The sequence below is a fragment of the Parasphingorhabdus sp. genome (assembly GCF_049667325.1).
Classification (GTDB): Bacteria; Pseudomonadota; Alphaproteobacteria; order Sphingomonadales; family Sphingomonadaceae; genus Parasphingorhabdus.
The window spans coordinates 1-17,985 of record NZ_JBATHY010000039.1 but is presented as its reverse complement, the minus strand read 5'-3'; the positions used below and the strand labels follow the sequence as shown (position 1 = coordinate 17,985).

The following is a 17,985-nucleotide window of genomic DNA, read 5'->3' as shown; positions in this document are numbered from 1 at the left end:
CCGCTGCTTTTCCGGCCTGTCTCCGGTTGATCCTTCAATCAGTTTTCTTTTCAACCCAAGGCATCGGTTATGACACATTTTGACGAATATAATTCCCGACTTGGTACCCCCGACGAGGCGGTGCGCGGATTAAAATCCGGAGCGCATATTGCAATGGGTATGGCCACTGCAGAGCCGCCAGCATTGCTTGGCGCGATCGCGGACATGGCAGACAATGGCGATATCGACGATCTCAAGCTGTGGTATTTCCATTCGATGGATCATGCCGGTAAAACGCTGTTAAGGCCAGACCTGCTGGGTCGTATTCGCCCGCGCTGCATGTTTCTGAGCTCGATTGAACGCAAGTTGCTGGGAGCGCAGGGGTCGGTGGAGAAAAGCCCGATCGAATTTGTTCCGGTCGCGTTCAGTGATTCCCCCCGGCTATTCAAAGAGCAGGTCTCGCTCGATCTTTTTGTGACCACGGTGTCGCCGATGGACAAGCATGGCTGGTTCACCTTTGGCACCAGCAATGACTATTCGACCGCCGCCGCCCGCAGCGCGAAAAAGCTGGTGGTCGAAGTTAACCCTAATATGCCGCGGGTATTCGGTGCTTCCCTGCTGCATGTTTCGGAAGTCGACGCGATTGTGGAAAATGATACACCACTAGCCGAAGTTCACGCTCCCGGCACATCGCCGGAAGAAGCAATCGTTGCGGCCACTATCGCCGATATGATCGATGACCGCTCCTGCCTGCAAATGGGCATAGGCGCGCTTCCCGGCGCGGTGTGCGCCTTGCTGCAGGACCGCCGCGAACTCGGTATCCACACCGAGCTTATGACCCCTGCCCTCGCCAGCCTGATCCAGTGCGGAGCGGTCACCAATCAGGCCAAGACCACCTATCGCGGCCGCAGCGTCTTTACCTTCGCTATGGGCGACCGCGCGTTCTACGAATTCCTCGACGACAATCCTGCGATGCACAGCGCGCCTGTGAATATCGTCAACGATCCGCGGCATATCGCGAAGAACAAGAATGTCGTTTCGGTAAATGCAACACTGCAAATTGATCTCGGCGGTGCGTGCAATTCGGAGCATCTGATGGGGCGGCAATATAGCGGTTCGGGCGGTCAGCTCGACTTTGTCCGCGGAGCAACTGCATCGAAAGACGGCAAGTCGATCATCGCCTGCCAGTCCACCGCCCGCAATGGCACTGTCTCTCGCATTGTTCCCCGACTGGACGGGCCGGTGACGACGCCGCGCAATGATACCCATATCGTCGTTACGGAATATGGCACGGTTGACCTGAAGGGCAAATCGCTCAACCAGCGTGCAGATGCGCTCATCGGGCTCGCGCATCCCAGGTTCAGGGATGAATTGGCTAACGGTTTATGAAAACGGTCCATTGCAGGCCGCCTGGTCTTCGACGGCAGATATACTAGCGACCGGCTCCGACGTCCGTATAGGATTGAATCAACGGAAATAATGCAAATGCAATCTGAGCGCCAAGCCCGACCCGGTTTTCGGGCAAGTCAAACGTCATGATAAAATCCGTCAACCGTCCTTCTTGCAGCAAGATCGCGATCAACGCCTCTCCGGTCATCAGAAAAGCAAAGGCTACGAGGCCCATCACCAGGCGTTGATTTGTTTCCGGCGGAATTTCAAATCGTCCGGTCAGGAACCGGCAGAAAAACCAAGCAAATAGAAGCATCAGCGGGATTTCGATCAGGATCGCAACCACCGGACCTGTAAATGGGACCAAGAAGAATAGTCGCATCGAACCCAGAATGAATCCCAGCGCAAAAACGCCGAGAAAATAGAACATGCCCGCTTTCAGCAGATTGGCCATTCTTGGCCACTAAGTCGCTTTGCGTTGAAGGGGCTATACGTAAACTCCCTGATATTAAGCCGATACCATGCCAATTATGATATCCGTTTTCCGGACGGGGCGATGTAATCCATTGAAGCATTTCAATCTTCCAAATTTGTCGCATTGCACGAAAACACCGGCGCCGGAAAACGCCGGTCTCTCGGTTGAATCCATCTACAAGAGTTTCGGCAAGAAAAAGGTCTTGAACAATGTTTCTTTCGATGTCGGCCGGTCAGAGGTTGTCGGCTTGCTCGGCCCGGATGGAGCAGGCAAGACAGTAACCTTCTATTCAATACTCGGGTTGTTACAGGTGAATTCGGGTCATATTTTTCTCGATGGTGAAGATGTAACCAATTTGCCCCTCGACCGGCGCGCGCTCCGCGGTCTGGGATATCTGCCGCAGGAACCCTCCATTTTTCGCGGGCTGACGGTCGAACAGAATATTATGACTGTGCTCGAGTTGTTCGAAAATGATCCGGTTTCAAAAGCGCGGCGGCTTGATAGCCTGCTTGCCGAATTTCATATTGAATATGTCCGCAAGACCCCGGCGCGAGCCCTTTCGGGCGGTGAAAGACGCCGTTGTGAAATTGCCCGGGCGATGGCAGCCAGTCCCAGCATCATGCTGTTCGACGAACCATTTGCCGGAATTGATCCGCTTTCGGTCAGGGACATCAAGGCGATGATCGCAAAACTGGAAAGCCATGATGTAGGGATACTGATCACCGATCAGAACGTGCGGGAGATGGTCGACCTTCTCGACCGGGTCTACGTCCTGCATGAAGGGCAAATCGTATTCAGCGGCACGCCAGCGGCCATGTTGGAGGACGAAACAGTCCGCCGCTTGTACCTCGGCGAAGAATTCTTCCAATAGAAGATGGGGCGTCATACGAGCAAGATCCCGACGGGAAGCTTGTTTGGAATTGTCTTCGCGGCAGTGACTTCATCATAGCGGTCGGTTCATCGATGGCATATCCTGCATCCGTATAATCCCTGATACAGCGAACAATGCCGGACAGATAGGATGTGAAATCTGCCGAAAGGTTGGCCAGATCAGGAGAAATCATATGAAATCCGTGCTATTATATGTGAATGACGATTCCGGCCTTGATGCACGATATCAGGCATCACTCGATCTGACCCGCGCGCTGGAGGGACATCTCCATTGCCTGCGCGCCAATCCCTATAATCCACAAATGGCTTTCGATGGCGTTACCGGCATGTCGGTGATGTACGACATCGGCAAATATGCGCGTGAAGCCGATATAGAATTGAAAGCAGAAATCGAGAAACGGCTGGCGGGCGAAGATGTGCCGTGGGATTATCGGGAAGCCAATGCAGAACCGGCGAGAGCGCTGTCACGAAACTCCGCGCTTACCGATGTGATGGTCCTCAGTTCGGGCAGCGGCGTAAAAGATAACAGCTTGCCCCTGGGCATATTGGGTGACGTGGTTTTCAACACCAATATTCCGGTTATCGTCCAGCCGGACGGCGTCAAGAAATTCGACGCAGCCGGTCCGGCTGTGGTGGCTTGGAATGGCAGTTTCGAGGCGGGCAATGCCCTGCGTGCTGCAGTGCCCCTGCTCAAACTGGCCAGTGATGTGCACATTGTCGTGGTCGAGGAGGACAAGGACCACGACCTGCCGCCTCTGGATGCGTCTGAATATCTGTCACGGCACGGGATAAAATCAAAGATTCACGATCTCGCTGCCAAGGGTTCGTCGGTGCAGGCCGTTCTCCTCTCTACCGTCGATACCCTGGGTGCCAGCTACATGGTGATGGGAGCCTATGGCCACAGCCGGGCGCGCGAGTTTCTGTTCGGCGGTGTCACACGAAATCTGTTCCGGGATTGCCCGGTCCCGCTGGTTGTCGCGCACTGATCTTGGGAACATGCTTTCCGAGGGGAAGAATTGAATGAGCGGAGTAACCTTGAAATTTCATGGCGCGGCAGGAACGGTTACGGGTTCCTGCTTTGAATTGCGAGGAGCGGGCAAGACAATATTGGTCGATTGCGGCATGTTCCAAGGCACCCGTTCGCTCGAAGCACTGAACCATGAAGAGCTGCCGTTCGATCCGAAAAAAATCGATGCCGTGCTGCTCACCCACGCGCATCTCGATCATAGCGGAAGGCTGGCCTATCTCTACGCCAATGGCTGCAAGGCGAAAACATATTGCACCGCGCCCAGCGCGGACATTATCAAACCGCTTTTGCAAGATTCTGCCAAATTGCAGGCAGCCGACGTCGAGCGCCGGAACCGGCGGGCAGACCGGGCAGGCTTGCCGCCATTCATCCCGCTTTATGATGGCAAAGACATCGCCAGACTGCACAAGAATATCCGCACAGTTTCCTATTGCGAGGAGAATAATCTCGAAAATGGCGTGTCTTTCCGCTTCTGGGATGCGCGGCATATCGTGGGATCGGCGTCGATCGAAATCAATATCGCCGGCCAAAGGTTGCTGTTCTCGGGCGATATCGGACCAGGGCGAGCGATCAATTGCACCGCCTCGGAAATCGGCGGCTATGATCATGTGATCTGCGAATCCACTTATGGCGACCGGGATCGCGAACTTATATTGGTCAGCGAGCGTCGCGAAACACTGGCGCGGCATGTCGAGGAAGTGATGGCGGCTGGCGGCAATTTGCTGATCCCGGCCTTTGCGCTGGAACGCACCCAGTCAATTCTCGAAGATTTGGATGCCCTGTTTGAATCAAAACGTCTTGCGCCGGTGAATGTTTTTCTCGACTCTCCGCTGGCGCAGAAAGTCACTATGGCGGTGATGCGCTACCGGGATAGCGGAACCGACATATTGAAGCGGACCAATATCCGGTTCATTCAGAACACTGCGGAATCCAAGAAACTGAACCGTATGAGCGGAATTGTCATCATTGCCGGATCGGGCATGTGCGAGGGTGGTCGGATAAGACATCACCTGATCCGAAACCTGCCGCACCGACATTCTCGGTTATTATTATCGGGTTTTCAGGTCGCCGGAACATTGGGGTCGGTGCTTAGAGACGGGGCGAAGCGCGTGCGCATTTCCGGCAATGATGTCGACGTGAAGGCGCAGGTTGTGATGCTTGATGGCTATTCCAACCATGCCGATCGCAGCGGGCTGGTGGACTGGATCAAGGATCGCACGCCGATCAGAGGCTCGCTTTTTCTGGTCCACGGCGATCCGACCGCACTCGCAAGCATGGACCAGACTATAAAGGAATTTCCGGATTTGCCAGCCGCCATCGTTCCCGCTCTGGGCGAGACTTGGGCATTGCAGCCAGCTGCACCGGCTACCCGTCAGTCTACCGGTCGTGCGGATGCTGCAGAACTGACCGCTTCACGGGACTGGATATCCAAACTCGCAGCGCTGCGCGCAGAGGTAGAAGACAAAATATCCAGACAGACGACCAATCAGGATCGTGAAAAAATGCTCGCGGCTCTTAAACGGGCGTTGGACAGTGTAAACTGATCGAGCCGCTATTTTCTTTCGCGGACCATCAGCACATCTTCGCCAACCCAGCCGAGAACATGCTGCGCATTGCTTCCCAGTGTCGCACGAGAAAGCGCGCCGCGTCCATGGGTTCCCAATACCACCAAATCCGATTTGGTTGCAGCGATCTTGCGGAGTAACACCGCCCCCAGATCGCCCTTTTCAAGCGATCCGTTCACACGGTTGAAAACCGCCTCGGAAATTGCGCGTTTGGCAAGGAAACTGGTCAAGGCCGTCTGTTCCTCGGACTTTACATCCTGGGCGACCTGATCTGAACTCAGCCACGCGCTATAGGGTTCGTGGTAGGCGTGGACCAGATGCAACTTGGGGTCGGGGAATAATTCGGCGGCGGCGTTTAGTGCCTGCAGCGAACAATCCGAGAAATCGGTTGCGATCAGGATATTTTTATAAGCATTTTGGGGCCGGCGCTTCACAACCAGCACCGGAACAGACGCGTTTCTGATCAATTGATCAACTGGACCTCCAAGCAGAACGTCGCCAACGCTATTATAGCGCGCGACTCCGGTCACGATCAGATCGCATTTTTTCGACTTTGCAGTTTCAACGATGGTCGCGGAGACATCGCCGGTCTTGACCAATATCTCGACGTCGACCTTGTGCTTGGGCAACTCATCGGCAATTTGTGTCTCGATTTCGCGGATATTGGTGGCAGGATCCTTCGCTCGGCCGGCATCCAGGACGTGGAGCAGGATCAGTTTCGTGCTCCACTCCTTGGCAAGCATCAAAGCCCGATCAAGCGGCCGATCGCAACGTGCCGATAGATCGGTGGCTAGAAGAATTGCCTTATGGCTCATGATAATGCTCCCTCAACGGCATTTTATATCCATATCGAGCCGAGCGCGCAGTTGCACTCGCCCAATCTGGTCAGAATAATATCTCTAAACTACAGACTGAATCGGTGGTGTTCCCTAGGTATTGTTACCTATTCAATCCTTTTGGCCAGAACATGAGGAGAGGTATTCTGCGCCTGAGAATAAGATGCTGATTTCCCGCTATGGCGGGCTCATTGTTCAAAGGATCGGACCGCCATTCTAAACTCCAGCAGACCCAATCTACAAACAGCCCATATCGTTGATGGCAGTTTTCATTGATTGTTTGCGATCGCCGCCAGAATCGACTGGGCAAAAGCGTGCAACGTATCATCGCGCGCGCCCATGATGACGATCCGGTCCCCCGCTTGCGCGATTTCCACGATCCTGTCGCCGCAATCCTGCCGTCCGGCAAGATGTTCTGCATTGCCACCAGCGGCAGTTATCGCATCCACGATGGATTCACTGCCCAGAGACCGATCAACCGTGCCCCCGAAATAGACCGGATCGCATAATATGATCCGATCATCACCGTCGAGATTTTCGGAGAAAACCGCGGCAAGCTCTGCGCCCATTTTTTTGATCGGTCCAAATCCGTGCGGCTGGAAGAAAGCTATGACGCGGCCGGGAAAAGCCTTCAACGTGGCGAGCGTCGCCGCAATTTTATCGGGATTATGACCAAAATCGTCGATCACCGTGATGCCATTCTCGGTTCCGACAATATCGAACCGCCGGGCCAGGCCGACAAATGTTCCAATCGCCGCAATCGCGCGATCGATCGGCACAGCAATCGCGCAAGAAGCCGCAACGGCCGCCAGCGCATTAGCGATATTATGCCGGCCAGGCACTTGCAGAGCGACTGGATAGTCTTGGCCCCCAGTCCGCATTGTAAAACTACTGCCGAGCGATTTTTCCTCAACGTCAAAAGCCCGATAGTCCGCCCCGTCGGAAAATCCGAAGCTGCAGGTTTCTGCAGGTTTGCGGGAGTCGACAAGCGCCCGCGATTCCTCATCATCATGGTTCCAGATCACTTGCCGCGATTTGGCAATAAAATCTCCGAACAATATTCTCAGCTCTTCGAGGCTTTTGTGATCGAGGCTGACATTGTTGAGTACAGCGATTTCCGGATTGAACAGAGCAATAGAACCATCACTTTCGTCAACTTCGCTGACCATCAAATCGCCAGCCCCGACACGGGAGCTGGCGAATGGGGAATCATCATCAACGAAATTCTTCATCACCGCACCGTTCATGATTGTCGGGTCCCAGCCTGCCTCGGTCAGGATCCAGCCGATCATGCCGGTGACGGTGGACTTGCCGCTGGTTCCGCCGACCGCGATGCTGCGCGGTGCCGCGTTGAAATGCTCGGCCAAAAGTTCGGCCCGGGTCATCCGCTTGCAACCCAATGCGATGGCCTGCGCGACATCCGGAACGCTGTCTTCGATCGCAGCGGAAGCGATCAATATCTGGCCGCTATCGACGAGACCGCTGCCATCCTGGTGAAACAGCTTGATTCCCCGGTCCTGCAGCCATTGGAACTTGTCCGCCAATCGCCCCTGGTCGAGCGCCCGGTCCGACCCAGAGACCCGCGCGCCTGCTGCTTTGACAATCATCGCCAGTGGCAACATTCCGGAACCGCCGATTCCACAAAAATAATAGGATTTGTCTTCGCTCATTTTTTCGCGCTATTGCTTCTCCAACTGTTTGGCAATGGCGCAAGGAACAAAATCTATCTCCTCACCAGTCCGCATCGGTATTTGTGCACCGTCGACCCCGTTCACTCGGGAAGGAGCTGAACGCGTCGTCGCGCTCGCCACCGAGAGCCATCCACAAGCCGAATTGATTTTCGATGAGCAGTGTTTTTTCGAGCATGGTCATTTTGCTGGCAGCGACGAACAACGCCTAGAAAGTTTCGTCGCATTGGCCAACAATCCGGCCATTGATGCGATATGGTTTGCCCGCGGCGGCTATGGTGCGGCGCGTATAGCGGAAGCTGCCATCAGCCGATTGGACCACAATGCAAATCACAAAACATATCTGGGATATAGCGATGCAGGGAATATGCTGGGTGCGCTATATCGCGCTAATATTGGCGTAGTCGCTCATGGTCCGATGCCATCGGATATAGGCAGAACAGGCGGTGAGGAGGCCGTTCGGAGAGCCCTGGACTGGATTGTCCGCAAACAAGCCAATGCACTCGAGCCCGGCCTGGTCAGTGGTCAGAAACATGCTGCTTTTAATGTCATGACCCTCGCGATGATGACCGGCACAGAATTAATGCCCGATCTAAGGGACCATATTCTCATCGTTGAAGAAATATCCGAATATTTATACGCCTTCGATCGCGCCATGTTTCATATCTGCAGCAATCTAGCGGAGCACGGCCTGTCCGGGATCAAGTTGGGTCGGGTCAGCGATATCCCGAAAAATGATCGACCCTTTGGCGAAGATCCGGAAGCGATTGCCAAACGGTGGTCGGAGGATAACGAGATTGCCTATCTGGGCCGGGCGGACATCGGACATGACGCCCATAATCGAATTGTACCATTTGGGCTGCTGGAAATCTGAAATATCAGTCGGGATAGCGGTTGCAACAATTAGCGGATACTCTGGCTTCAGGAAGCCCTTTCCAACGCATCATTGTCTCTCCCATGTGCAAATTCTGGCACCAGAGAATTGAGCAGTATGATTGCGGCCTCCGGATCGCGACAGTTCATCAGGCTTGCAATCAGGTCATTAAGTGCGTCAGCCTCAATATAAGATTCATGGGCCTTCATTATTCGAGCATGCGAAGTGGATTGCGGGTCGTTTCCGATGATCAATTCTTCATAGAGCTTTTCACCGGCACGCAGTCCGACTTCGACAATTTCGATATCGCCTTCCGGATTGACGTCATCCCGTACGGTCAGACCGGACAGCCGGACCATCGTCTCTGCCAAGTCAAGAATCTTGACGGATTTCCCCATATCCAGCACAAATACTTCTCCGCCTTTGGCCATGCCAGCAGCTTGAATGACCAGTTGCGCCGCCTCGGGTATGGTCATGAAATACCGGGTGACATTCCGATCTGTCAGGGTGATCGGGCCACCTTCCTCGATTTGCTTGCGAAATAGCGGTACCACGGAGCCACTGGAACCGAGGACATTGCCAAATCGTACCATGGAAAACTTCGTCGCACTGTTCTTCGCGGCGAAATTCTGGATCACCTGTTCGGCCGCCCGCTTGGACGCGCCCATGACGTTGGTTGGACGAACCGCCTTGTCGGTGCTGATCAGAATGAAATCTCTTACCTCGGCCGCTTCTGCTGCCGCAGCCAGAGTTTGCGTTCCTAGTATATTGTTTCGAATACCTTCGATCGGGTTGGCCTCAACCAGCGGCACATGCTTATAGGCAGCCGCATGGAAGACGGTGTCCGGCTTCCATTGCGAGAATATCTCTCGCAGTCTGATAGCATCAACGACCGAACCCAGGATTGGTATTAATTCCAGCTTTTGCGCGTTTTGTGTCACTGACAATTCTTGCAGCTCTTTTTCAATCCGGTAGAGAGAATATTCGGACAGATCGAATAAGATCAGGCGATGGGCGCCCGATACAGAAATCTGTCGGCAAAGCTCCCCGCCGATCGATCCCCCGGCACCGGTCACCAGCACGGTCTTGCCGACGATTGTCCTTCCGAACAGCAACTCGTTTGGCAAAACCGGTTCCCGACCAAGCAAGTCTTCGATGTCGAGTTCGCGAATATCACTGAATGCGATTTTACCGGAGATTATTTCCTGCATGTTCGGCAAAGTTTGAACGTGCACCTTGAACTCGCGAATCTGCTCCACAATCTTGCGGCGTTTCTTGCGATTGATCCTGGGCAATGCCAAAAGGATATCGGTTATATTCCGTTTCTTGATCAGTTCCGGCAGACGCCCACTCCAGAATACTTTGTCTCCGTCCAGTCTTTGGCCGTCTAGTCTGCGGTCATCATCAACATAACCGCACAACCTCATCGCCGGTTGTGACCGCATTGACACAGCAAGTTGCTGTCCCGCGCTGCCCGCGCCATAGATCACGACATTTTTTACGTCGCCGGCAAAACGATTGCGTCCGAGTATATCAACCATCAAATATCGTGCGGTTACCCGCGCAAATCCGACCAGCATGAAAAAGACGACCGGTTGAATGACGCCGATCGTTCGCGGCACACCGTCTATCCCGATAACGGCGAATAAAAACGCGATCACCACAGAATAAGCCGCAAAAGCACGGACCAGAGTTTTCATCATTCCGGTGCCGGCATAGCGGAAAATTGCTTTATAAACGCCGCTAAGGACAAAGACAGGAACCATCGCGAGAAGACAGATCAGCACGATTTTCTGAACTGCGATATCCCATAGGATCCAGACGCCAATGCGAAGAGAATAGGCTATCCAGATCGACTGCACGCATAGCAATATGTCGAGCAGAAACACGATTCCCTTTTTCTTCCAGCGCGCTAACTGGGCGATTTTTTCAAGGAACGATGTGATTAGGCCGGTGATATTTTCAATCATTTGATTCTCAAAGCTGGTATTCGATCTACAAAACTGCGACGCCGAACGGCATATTTACCGATCTGAGCCGATTTGGCCAAGCACTTTAAAAAACGCTTATTTAATCAATGCTTGTCGCAACTAGATAACAATAAAAATGCAATGGATCTGCCTTCCGACTATCATCGCGAGATGCCGCCAGACAAGCCCATGCAAATGACATTCGATCGCGATCTTGTTGCGGCAAACTTGACCTGTGATAGTCAGCAGGCCACAAGCCGCCAGATTTTCATAGTACGGTGCCAGATTTTCGTAGTACGGCGCCAGATATTCAAGGGAGTATAAATGAAACTTGCAATGATAGGTTCTGGCTATGTTGGCCTGGTTTCCGGCGCATGCTTCGCAGATTTCGGGCATGATGTCGTTTGCGTCGACAAGGACCAGAAAAAAATATCGGACCTGAACAAGAATATCATGCCGATTTTCGAACCGGGCCTCGCCGATCTGGTGAAGCGCAATGTTGACGCCGAGCGCTTATCTTTTTCAACCGATCTCGCCGCGTCGGTGAAAGAATGCGACGCAATTTTTATCGCAGTAGGAACCCCGTCACGAAGAGGCGATGGCCATGCTGACCTGAGCTATGTCTATGCCGCGAGCGAAGAAATCGCGGATTCGATCACCAAACCAACGGTGATCATAACCAAGTCGACCGTTCCCGTGGGAACCGGCGACGAAGTTGAGCAAATACTCGAAAAGAAGCAGCCGCGTGACCGTTTTTCCGTGGTTTCCAATCCAGAATTCTTGCGCGAAGGTGCGGCTATTCGTGATTTCAAACGGCCAGACCGTATTGTCATCGGGACGGAGGATGACTGGGCGAAAGATGTGATGACCGAGATTTACCGCCCGCTTTTCCTCAATGAGTCACCGATTTTATTTACCGGCCGACGCACGGCGGAGCTGATCAAATATGCAGCCAATGCATTTCTCGCGACGAAGATCACATTTATCAATGAAATCGCAGACCTTTGCGAAAAAGTTGGTGCCGACGTCCAGGAGGTTTCCCGGGGAATTGGACTCGACAACCGGATCGGGTCGAAATTCCTCCACGCCGGCCCTGGATATGGCGGCAGTTGTTTTCCCAAAGACACGCTAGCCTTGATGAAAACGGCGCAAGACAATGATAGCCCGGTTCGGATCGTGGAAGCGGTCGTGCAAGTGAATGACCAGCGCAAACGCGCGATGGGCCGCAAGGTCATCCATGCACTTGGCGGCAATGTACGCGGCAAGAAAGTGGCTTTGCTGGGCCTTACGTTCAAACCCAATACCGATGACATGAGAGACGCCCCGTCGATCGCCATTGCGCAAACATTGATCGATGGGGGAGCGGAAGTGGCCGCTTATGATCCGGAAGGCATGGAATTGGCAAAGGGAATCATGCCAGCAGTAAAAATGGCTGACAGCAGCTACAAAGCTGCGGAACAAGCTGATGCCGTCGTCATTGTGACCGAATGGGATGCTTTCCGTGCCCTGGATTTGAAGAAGCTCTCGCGAGTCATGAAAGGCAATGTGCTGGTGGATCTGCGAAATATCTACAACCCGTCAGAAGTTGCCCAAACAAATCTGGTTTACACTAGCATCGGACGTAACCGATAATGGCTGGGCGCTGATCATGAAGATGAAGCGGAAGTTTGTCGAAAAACCTTGGGGTCAGGAAGTTTTGCCTGACATTTTTGGCGACCGGAGCAACAAGAAAATTGGCGAGATCTGGTTTGAAGCCCCCAAGGGAATAACGCCTCAGCTGATGGCCAAATATCTTTTCACCAGTGAAAAACTGTCCATCCAAGTGCACCCCAACGACAGGCAGGCACGAAGAATTGGATTGCCGCATGGCAAAGAAGAATGCTGGTATATATTGGATGCGAAACCGGGTGCGGTATTGGGCCTCGGCTTGAAAGAAAAGGTAAGCGCTACCAAGCTGAAGACCGCAGCAATATTAGGTGAAATTGAACAGCTTATCGACTGGAAACCGGTGAAAAAGGGTGACTTTTACTATGTCCCTGCCGGGACTGTCCACGCAATTGGAGCGGATGTTTCTGTTGTGGAAATCCAGCAAAATGTCGATGTCACCTTCCGTATTTACGACTACGGACGCCCGCGCGAACTACATTTGGATGAAGCGATGGCGATTGCTAAACTGTCGCCTTATGACATGAAATTCAGTCAAGAGGTGCCAGTCGGGCAATCGGTCTGCCTCTCGGCGGGCGCGCCTTTTGGATTGTTCCAGATTGTCGGCGCGGACGAAGAGATATTGGCAAAGACTGCGAGCAAGGAATGGCAGGTAATCCCTTTGGAAGGTTCTGTCACCGTCCGCGGGAAATTGATCGAGGCCGGCGAATGCGGAATCTGCGCGAGATTGTCCGATATAGATCTGTCGGAGAACAAAAAATCCCTCGTCGCCTGCACAATGGCGTAGAAGACTTATCATGCCCCAAAAAACTCTGATTACACCCGTGATATTATCCGGTGGCTCCGGAACCCGGTTATGGCCGCTTTCAACACCGGAAAAGCCAAAGCAATTCCTGAATTTGCTGGGCCCGCTCAGCATGTTTCAACTGACGTTTCAGCGCTGTGCCGACAAGACAATTTATCGCGACCCGATCATTGTCGGATCCGCCAGCCACGCTCGAATCATGAAAGAACAGATACAGGAAGTGGGGGTGACACCTAGCGCATTGATTCTGGAACCCTGCGCCCGCAATACAGCCCCAGCTATAGCACTCGCTGCGCTTGCTGCCGAGAACCCTACTGATCTATTGCTGATAATGCCCAGTGATCATATGATTAAAAATATTCCGGCCTTTCAAAAGGCTGTGCAGGAATCAATCTCGATCGCGCTATCCCGATGGCTGGTGACATTCGGCATCGAACCCACCGGACCGGCAACCGGTTACGGATATATCGGGCAAGGCGAAGCCATTGTCGGAAGCACCAAAAGCTTGGCAGCAAAAGAATTTGTTGAAAAACCCAATCAGGAAAAAGCCGAAAAAATGTTAAAGGATGGCGGCTATTTCTGGAATGCCGGAATTTTCCTGTTTCGGGCCGATTCCTATTTGGCAGCCATGGAAAAATATTCACCCGAGATGCTCAACGCCTGCAAATCTGCCATGAGCGACGGGCGAACCGAGGATGGCTTTTGCTATCCTGATCCGGATGCATTTGCTTCGGCACCGTCTGATTCAATTGACTATGCAATAATGGAGAAAGCTGAAAAAATCGCTATTACGCCTGTCAATCCCGGATGGTCGGATGTCGGCAGCTGGGATTCTCTATTCGATATTTGCGACAAAGACTTGGATTCAAATGTCATCTTTGGCAAGGCGGAGACGATCGATTCAAGCAACAATCTGATTCACAGTCACGACCTTGAAATCGCGGTTCTGGGCGTGGAAGATTTGATTATCGTCACACACAAAAACAAAGTCGTGGTTTTGCCTCGCGGGCAGTCGCAGAATGTAAAAATAATGGCCCAGAAGCTCGAAGAAAAAGACTAGTTTGAAGGCGTAGCCTCATCCAGCTCGACCGTCACTTTATCTCTATCAAGTTTACCGGTTAGCCAATTTGGCCAAAATTTCGCGATCAGCAGGAACACAGACGGCAACAGTAGAGTGTTCCAGATATCCCTGATTGCTTCGTCATAATATTCTTGATTTCCCAGCGATACCTCCGGAACGAAGGAATAATCATAATATTCGTTGAGCAATGCAACGGCCGCAACGAAAAACCAGGGGATCGGGCTGGCGAGCGAGCGCCTCAGACAAAATGCGATGGACAGTTGAACCGCAACACCAGCATAAATATGCAGCGAATCGCGATCCAGTCCTGTTGACAGTTCCAGCCAGTTTTTAAGTTCAAACCAATTCATAAAAGTCCGCTTGGGCTAGCCGGAAGTTTCGGTCAACGCTTTTTCCCGAACATACCATTATCAAAATTTTAGCCAAAAACGGATAAGCATCTGGAATGACGGCACAGGCACCAAAGAAACCGAAAGTCTTCGTCATTTTCGGCACCAGACCAGAAGCAATCAAGCTTTTTCCGGTCGTCCGGGCCTTGTCGGCTCGCGATGGCCTTGAAATCTTGTCCTGTGTTACGGCCCAGCATCGTGAAATGCTCGACCAAGTACTGGATATTGCCGATATCCGGCCGGATTTTGATCTTGACCTGATGAAGGCCAACCAGAGCCTCGACGATCTGACCGGCAGGCTATTGTCCGGAATCGGCACAATATTGGACAAAACCAAACCCCAGCGGGTGGTGGTTCAGGGCGATACAGCGACTGCCATGTGCGGCGCGCTGGCTGCCTATTACCGACAGATTCCCGTCAGCCATGTCGAAGCGGGTCTGCGGAGCTATAATATCTATCACCCGTGGCCAGAAGAAGTTAATCGCAAGATCATCGGTACGATTGCCGACCAGCATTTTGCCCCGACGCAAACGGCAGCTAACGCTCTCACCAAGGAAAATATTCCTCAAAAATGCATTCACGTCACCGGCAATACTGTGATTGACGCTCTTTTGATGTCGTCAGATAAAATGTTGAAATCCAGTAAATTAGATACCAATCTTTATGGTCTATATAAGAAGTTTGGTGGTCGGAAAATCATCGGTGTGACCAGCCATCGCCGGGAAAACCTGGGTGACGGGCTGACCAATATCGCCAGCGCGCTTCGCGCAATCGCCCAGCGGGATGACGTCGCGCTGATTTTTCCCGTTCATCTGAACCCCAATGTAAGAGCAATAATGCGGGATGCGTTGCGCGGTCTCGCCAATGTCGCGCTGATCGAACCGCTGGATTATCCCAATTTTGTGAGCCTGCTCAACCATTGCAGCTTCATGCTGACCGATAGCGGCGGCGTGCAGGAAGAGGCCCCGGCCCTCGGCAAGCCGGTGCTGGTGATGCGCGACACCACCGAACGGCCAGAGGGGATTGAAGCCGGAACCGCAAAGTTGGTCGGCACGGATGCGGATGTAATTGTAGCAGAAGCGAACAGACTTCTGGACGACGAGGACCACTATCTCGCAATGGCGCGGGCCCACAATCCTTTTGGCGATGGCAAGGCCAGCGAACGGATTGCCGATATCATCGAAAATAGCCTTACTGTCTAAAAACAGCGGCGCAAAACATCAAATTACCTAAATATTTACGATGATTGGTTAGGTTCGCCGCAGGTACATCGCGCTGAAGTGGCGCCCTGCGGAGTAGAGCCTGACATGCTATCGGAAGAAAAACCACGCGTCTGCGTCATCGGACTGGGCTATATCGGCTTACCTACCGCCGCCGTCATCGCCCGTTCGGGATGCCCGGTTCTCGGCATAGACATCGACCAACATGTCGTGGAAACCATTAATTCCGGCAAGATCCATATCGAAGAAGTCGATCTTGATGGACTGGTGCAAGGCGTTGTTTCCCGTGGCACCCTTCGCGCTTCATTGATGGTGGAACCGTCTGACGTCTTCATCATCGCCGTGCCTACCCCGTTCGGCGAGAACCATATTCCCGACACCAGCTTTGTCATGGAAGCGGCAACCAATATCGCCGCAGCCCTGAAGACCGGTGACACCGTTATCCTCGAATCAACCTGCCCGGTCGGCACAACCGAAAAAATGCGCGATTTGATTGCAAGCCTGCGCCCCGATCTCAAGATCCCGGGGCTGGCCAATGACATTCCCGACATCGCCATCGCCTATTGTCCGGAACGAGTGCTGCCGGGAAAAATCCTCGAGGAACTGATCCAGAATGACCGCAGCATTGGCGGCATCACGCCGCGTTGCGCGCGCAAGGCACTTGGTTTTTACCGCCGCTTCGTTCGCGGAGAGTTGGTCACAACAACCGCTCGCGCTGCGGAAATGACCAAATTGGTCGAGAATAGCTACCGTGACGTCAATATCGCCTTCGCCAACGAGCTTTCGATCATCGCCGATCATATGGAGCTCGACGTTTGGGAGGTCATCCGCCTTGCAAACCGCCATCCGCGTGTCAATATTCTGCAACCTGGACCCGGTGTCGGCGGTCATTGTATCGCGGTCGATCCGTGGTTCATCATCCACAGCGCGCCCGAACAATCACCACTCATCCGCATCGCCCGTGAAGTGAATGACGGGAAAACCGGTCATGTTCTGGAACAGGCGTCGTTGCTGATCGATGAGCTGCCGGGCGTAACAATCGCGTGCTTCGGGCTGGCGTTCAAAGCCAATATCGACGATTTCCGCGAGAGCCCTGCGCTCAGAATCGCTGCCAAGCTGGCGCGGCGCTATCCCGGACGGATCAAGGTCGTAGAGCCTTATGCGAGCGAGCTGCCGGCAGCCTTTGAAGGCACGGGGGCAGAGCTGATCGATATCGACCAGGCGCTGGAAACCTGCCCGGTGATGATCACGCTTACCGATCACGACATGTTCAAATCGATCCCGCTTGATGAACGGGCTAGCAAGATAGTCTATGACACACGCGGGATATGGCCGGATCAGCCCGACAATCGGGAAGCTGTAAGCGGCGTACGCCTAGCGAGTTGACGATGCATCCTGTTTAAGGTTTTCGCGCCAATATGACGTAGTTTTTGGGATGACCGCGATCGGTGATCTTGCAGGCGATATCAAGTCTGTAGAACGTAGCCGCCAGTACCACGGCTGTCGCTTTCACAATAGCAATCAACGGCCAGAACAGCATCGGCCACCAGGGCCGTTTGAAATATCTTTGCGGTGCAATCGGCAGACGCACTGCCATAGTCTGAAACTGATAGGCCATGGTCCCGAAATACCCTTCCAGCCATTCCAGCCGATCTATCTCAAATCCGGCTTTGGCGAATAGGTGACGATGGGCAAATTGGGTATAGCGGTAGAAATCATAAGGTTTTTCATGCTCTTCATAATAGAACGGACAGGTGCATATGATCGACCCGCCCGGTTTGAGCACGCGGAACAATTCCGCGAGCACTTCCGACGGTTCCGGAATATGCTCCAGCACCTGATTGAACATGATCCGGTCAAAACGTGCTTCAGCCGTCGGGATTCGAGCCAGGTCGCAAACATAGGTCGATTTGGCGTAAGGCTTGTCCACCATTTCGAAATCTGCGCTCTCATAAGTACAATGCGCGAAATATTGGGCGTAAGGCTGCTCCCCTGCCCCGGCATCGAGAACAATCATCCCGCTTTCCGCTGTTTCGGCAAATGCCCTGTTGTAACGACGCAAATATTCGCGCGAAGAATTCGGCAAAAGCCATTTTTTGAGGAAAGCCTTCATGCTGCACCTATCTTGGCT

The 17,985-nt window shown here is 53.1% G+C and carries 16 protein-coding genes; 10 read left to right on the top strand and 6 right to left on the bottom strand.

Going from position 1 to position 17,985, the window contains the following annotated elements; translation table 11 throughout:
- Nucleotides 1-69: 69 nt before the first annotated feature.
- Nucleotides 70-1,368, top strand: coding sequence for an acetyl-CoA hydrolase/transferase family protein (locus WBM93_RS01825; RefSeq protein WP_424427576.1), 1,299 nt, complete (start codon nt 70-72; stop codon nt 1,366-1,368).
- Nucleotides 1,369-1,411: 43 nt separating this feature from the next.
- Here WBM93_RS01825 and WBM93_RS01820 read toward each other — a convergent pair whose 3' ends face one another.
- Nucleotides 1,412-1,822 (bottom strand): hypothetical protein, encoded by a 411-nt coding sequence (locus tag WBM93_RS01820; RefSeq protein WP_424427575.1) that lies wholly within the window; start codon nt 1,820-1,822, stop codon nt 1,412-1,414.
- Nucleotides 1,823-1,898: 76 nt separating this feature from the next.
- Between WBM93_RS01820 and lptB the strand changes: the two genes are divergently transcribed.
- The 3 genes from lptB to WBM93_RS01805 all read left to right on the top strand — a co-directional run bounded on the left by lptB (nt 1,899) and on the right by WBM93_RS01805 (nt 5,305).
- Entirely contained in the window at nt 1,899-2,714 is an 816-nt protein-coding gene (gene lptB, locus WBM93_RS01815; protein WP_424427605.1) for an LPS export ABC transporter ATP-binding protein, read from the top strand.
- Between the two features lie 193 nt (nt 2,715-2,907).
- Nucleotides 2,908-3,720, top strand: coding sequence for a universal stress protein (locus WBM93_RS01810; RefSeq protein WP_424427573.1), 813 nt, complete (start codon nt 2,908-2,910; stop codon nt 3,718-3,720).
- 34 nt (nt 3,721-3,754) lie between these two features.
- Entirely contained in the window at nt 3,755-5,305 is a 1,551-nt protein-coding gene (locus tag WBM93_RS01805) for an MBL fold metallo-hydrolase (protein WP_424427571.1), read from the top strand.
- A gap of 8 nt (nt 5,306-5,313) precedes the next feature.
- Here the strand turns inward: WBM93_RS01805 and WBM93_RS01800 are convergent, their stop codons facing one another.
- Nucleotides 5,314-6,141, bottom strand: a complete 828-nt coding sequence (locus WBM93_RS01800) for a universal stress protein (protein WP_424427569.1) — start codon at nt 6,139-6,141, stop codon at nt 5,314-5,316.
- A gap of 290 nt (nt 6,142-6,431) precedes the next feature.
- A complete protein-coding gene (locus WBM93_RS01795; protein ID WP_424427567.1) occupies nt 6,432-7,832 on the bottom strand; it encodes a UDP-N-acetylmuramate--L-alanine ligase in 1,401 nt (466 codons plus the stop codon).
- A 34-nt stretch (nt 7,833-7,866) separates the two neighbouring features.
- Between WBM93_RS01795 and WBM93_RS01790 the strand changes: the two genes are divergently transcribed.
- Nucleotides 7,867-8,724, top strand: a complete 858-nt coding sequence (locus WBM93_RS01790; RefSeq protein ID WP_424427565.1) for an LD-carboxypeptidase — start codon at nt 7,867-7,869, stop codon at nt 8,722-8,724.
- A 47-nt stretch (nt 8,725-8,771) separates the two neighbouring features.
- On the opposite strand, the gene WBM93_RS01785 is transcribed toward WBM93_RS01790, so the two are convergent.
- The gene (locus WBM93_RS01785) at nt 8,772-10,694 is read right to left on the bottom strand and encodes a polysaccharide biosynthesis protein (protein ID WP_424427563.1); all 1,923 of its coding nucleotides are present in this window, start codon (nt 10,692-10,694) and stop codon (nt 8,772-8,774) included.
- Between the two features lie 324 nt (nt 10,695-11,018).
- Between WBM93_RS01785 and WBM93_RS01780 the strand changes: the two genes are divergently transcribed.
- From WBM93_RS01780 to WBM93_RS01770, 3 genes are read left to right on the top strand one after another with little or no spacing between them, the layout of a single operon-like run.
- Entirely contained in the window at nt 11,019-12,326 is a 1,308-nt protein-coding gene (locus tag WBM93_RS01780; protein WP_424427561.1) for a UDP-glucose dehydrogenase family protein, read from the top strand.
- Nucleotides 12,327-12,342: 16 nt separating this feature from the next.
- Nucleotides 12,343-13,146: a class I mannose-6-phosphate isomerase gene (locus WBM93_RS01775; RefSeq protein WP_424427559.1), complete on the top strand. Its 804-nt coding sequence runs from the start codon at nt 12,343-12,345 to the stop codon at nt 13,144-13,146.
- A gap of 10 nt (nt 13,147-13,156) precedes the next feature.
- On the top strand, nt 13,157-14,224 hold the full coding sequence (locus tag WBM93_RS01770; RefSeq protein ID WP_424427557.1) for a mannose-1-phosphate guanylyltransferase/mannose-6-phosphate isomerase: 1,068 nt from the start codon (nt 13,157-13,159) through the stop codon (nt 14,222-14,224).
- Here the strand turns inward: WBM93_RS01770 and WBM93_RS01765 are convergent.
- The gene (locus WBM93_RS01765; protein ID WP_424427555.1) at nt 14,221-14,595 is read right to left on the bottom strand and encodes a hypothetical protein; all 375 of its coding nucleotides are present in this window, start codon (nt 14,593-14,595) and stop codon (nt 14,221-14,223) included. The genes WBM93_RS01770 and WBM93_RS01765 overlap by 4 nt on opposite strands.
- 95 nt (nt 14,596-14,690) lie before the next feature.
- Here WBM93_RS01765 and wecB point away from each other — a divergent pair, with 95 nt between their 5' ends.
- Both wecB and wecC read left to right on the top strand, forming a co-directional pair.
- Complete coding sequence (gene wecB, locus WBM93_RS01760; RefSeq protein WP_424427553.1) at nt 14,691-15,836, top strand: non-hydrolyzing UDP-N-acetylglucosamine 2-epimerase; 1,146 nt, start codon at nt 14,691-14,693, stop codon at nt 15,834-15,836.
- 105 nt (nt 15,837-15,941) lie between these two features.
- A complete protein-coding gene (wecC, locus tag WBM93_RS01755) occupies nt 15,942-17,240 on the top strand; it encodes a UDP-N-acetyl-D-mannosamine dehydrogenase (RefSeq protein WP_424427551.1) in 1,299 nt (432 codons plus the stop codon).
- A 13-nt stretch (nt 17,241-17,253) separates the two neighbouring features.
- Here wecC and WBM93_RS01750 read toward each other — a convergent pair.
- Nucleotides 17,254-17,985: class I SAM-dependent methyltransferase (locus tag WBM93_RS01750; RefSeq protein ID WP_424427549.1), on the bottom strand; the 732-nt coding region annotated here is incomplete at its 5' end.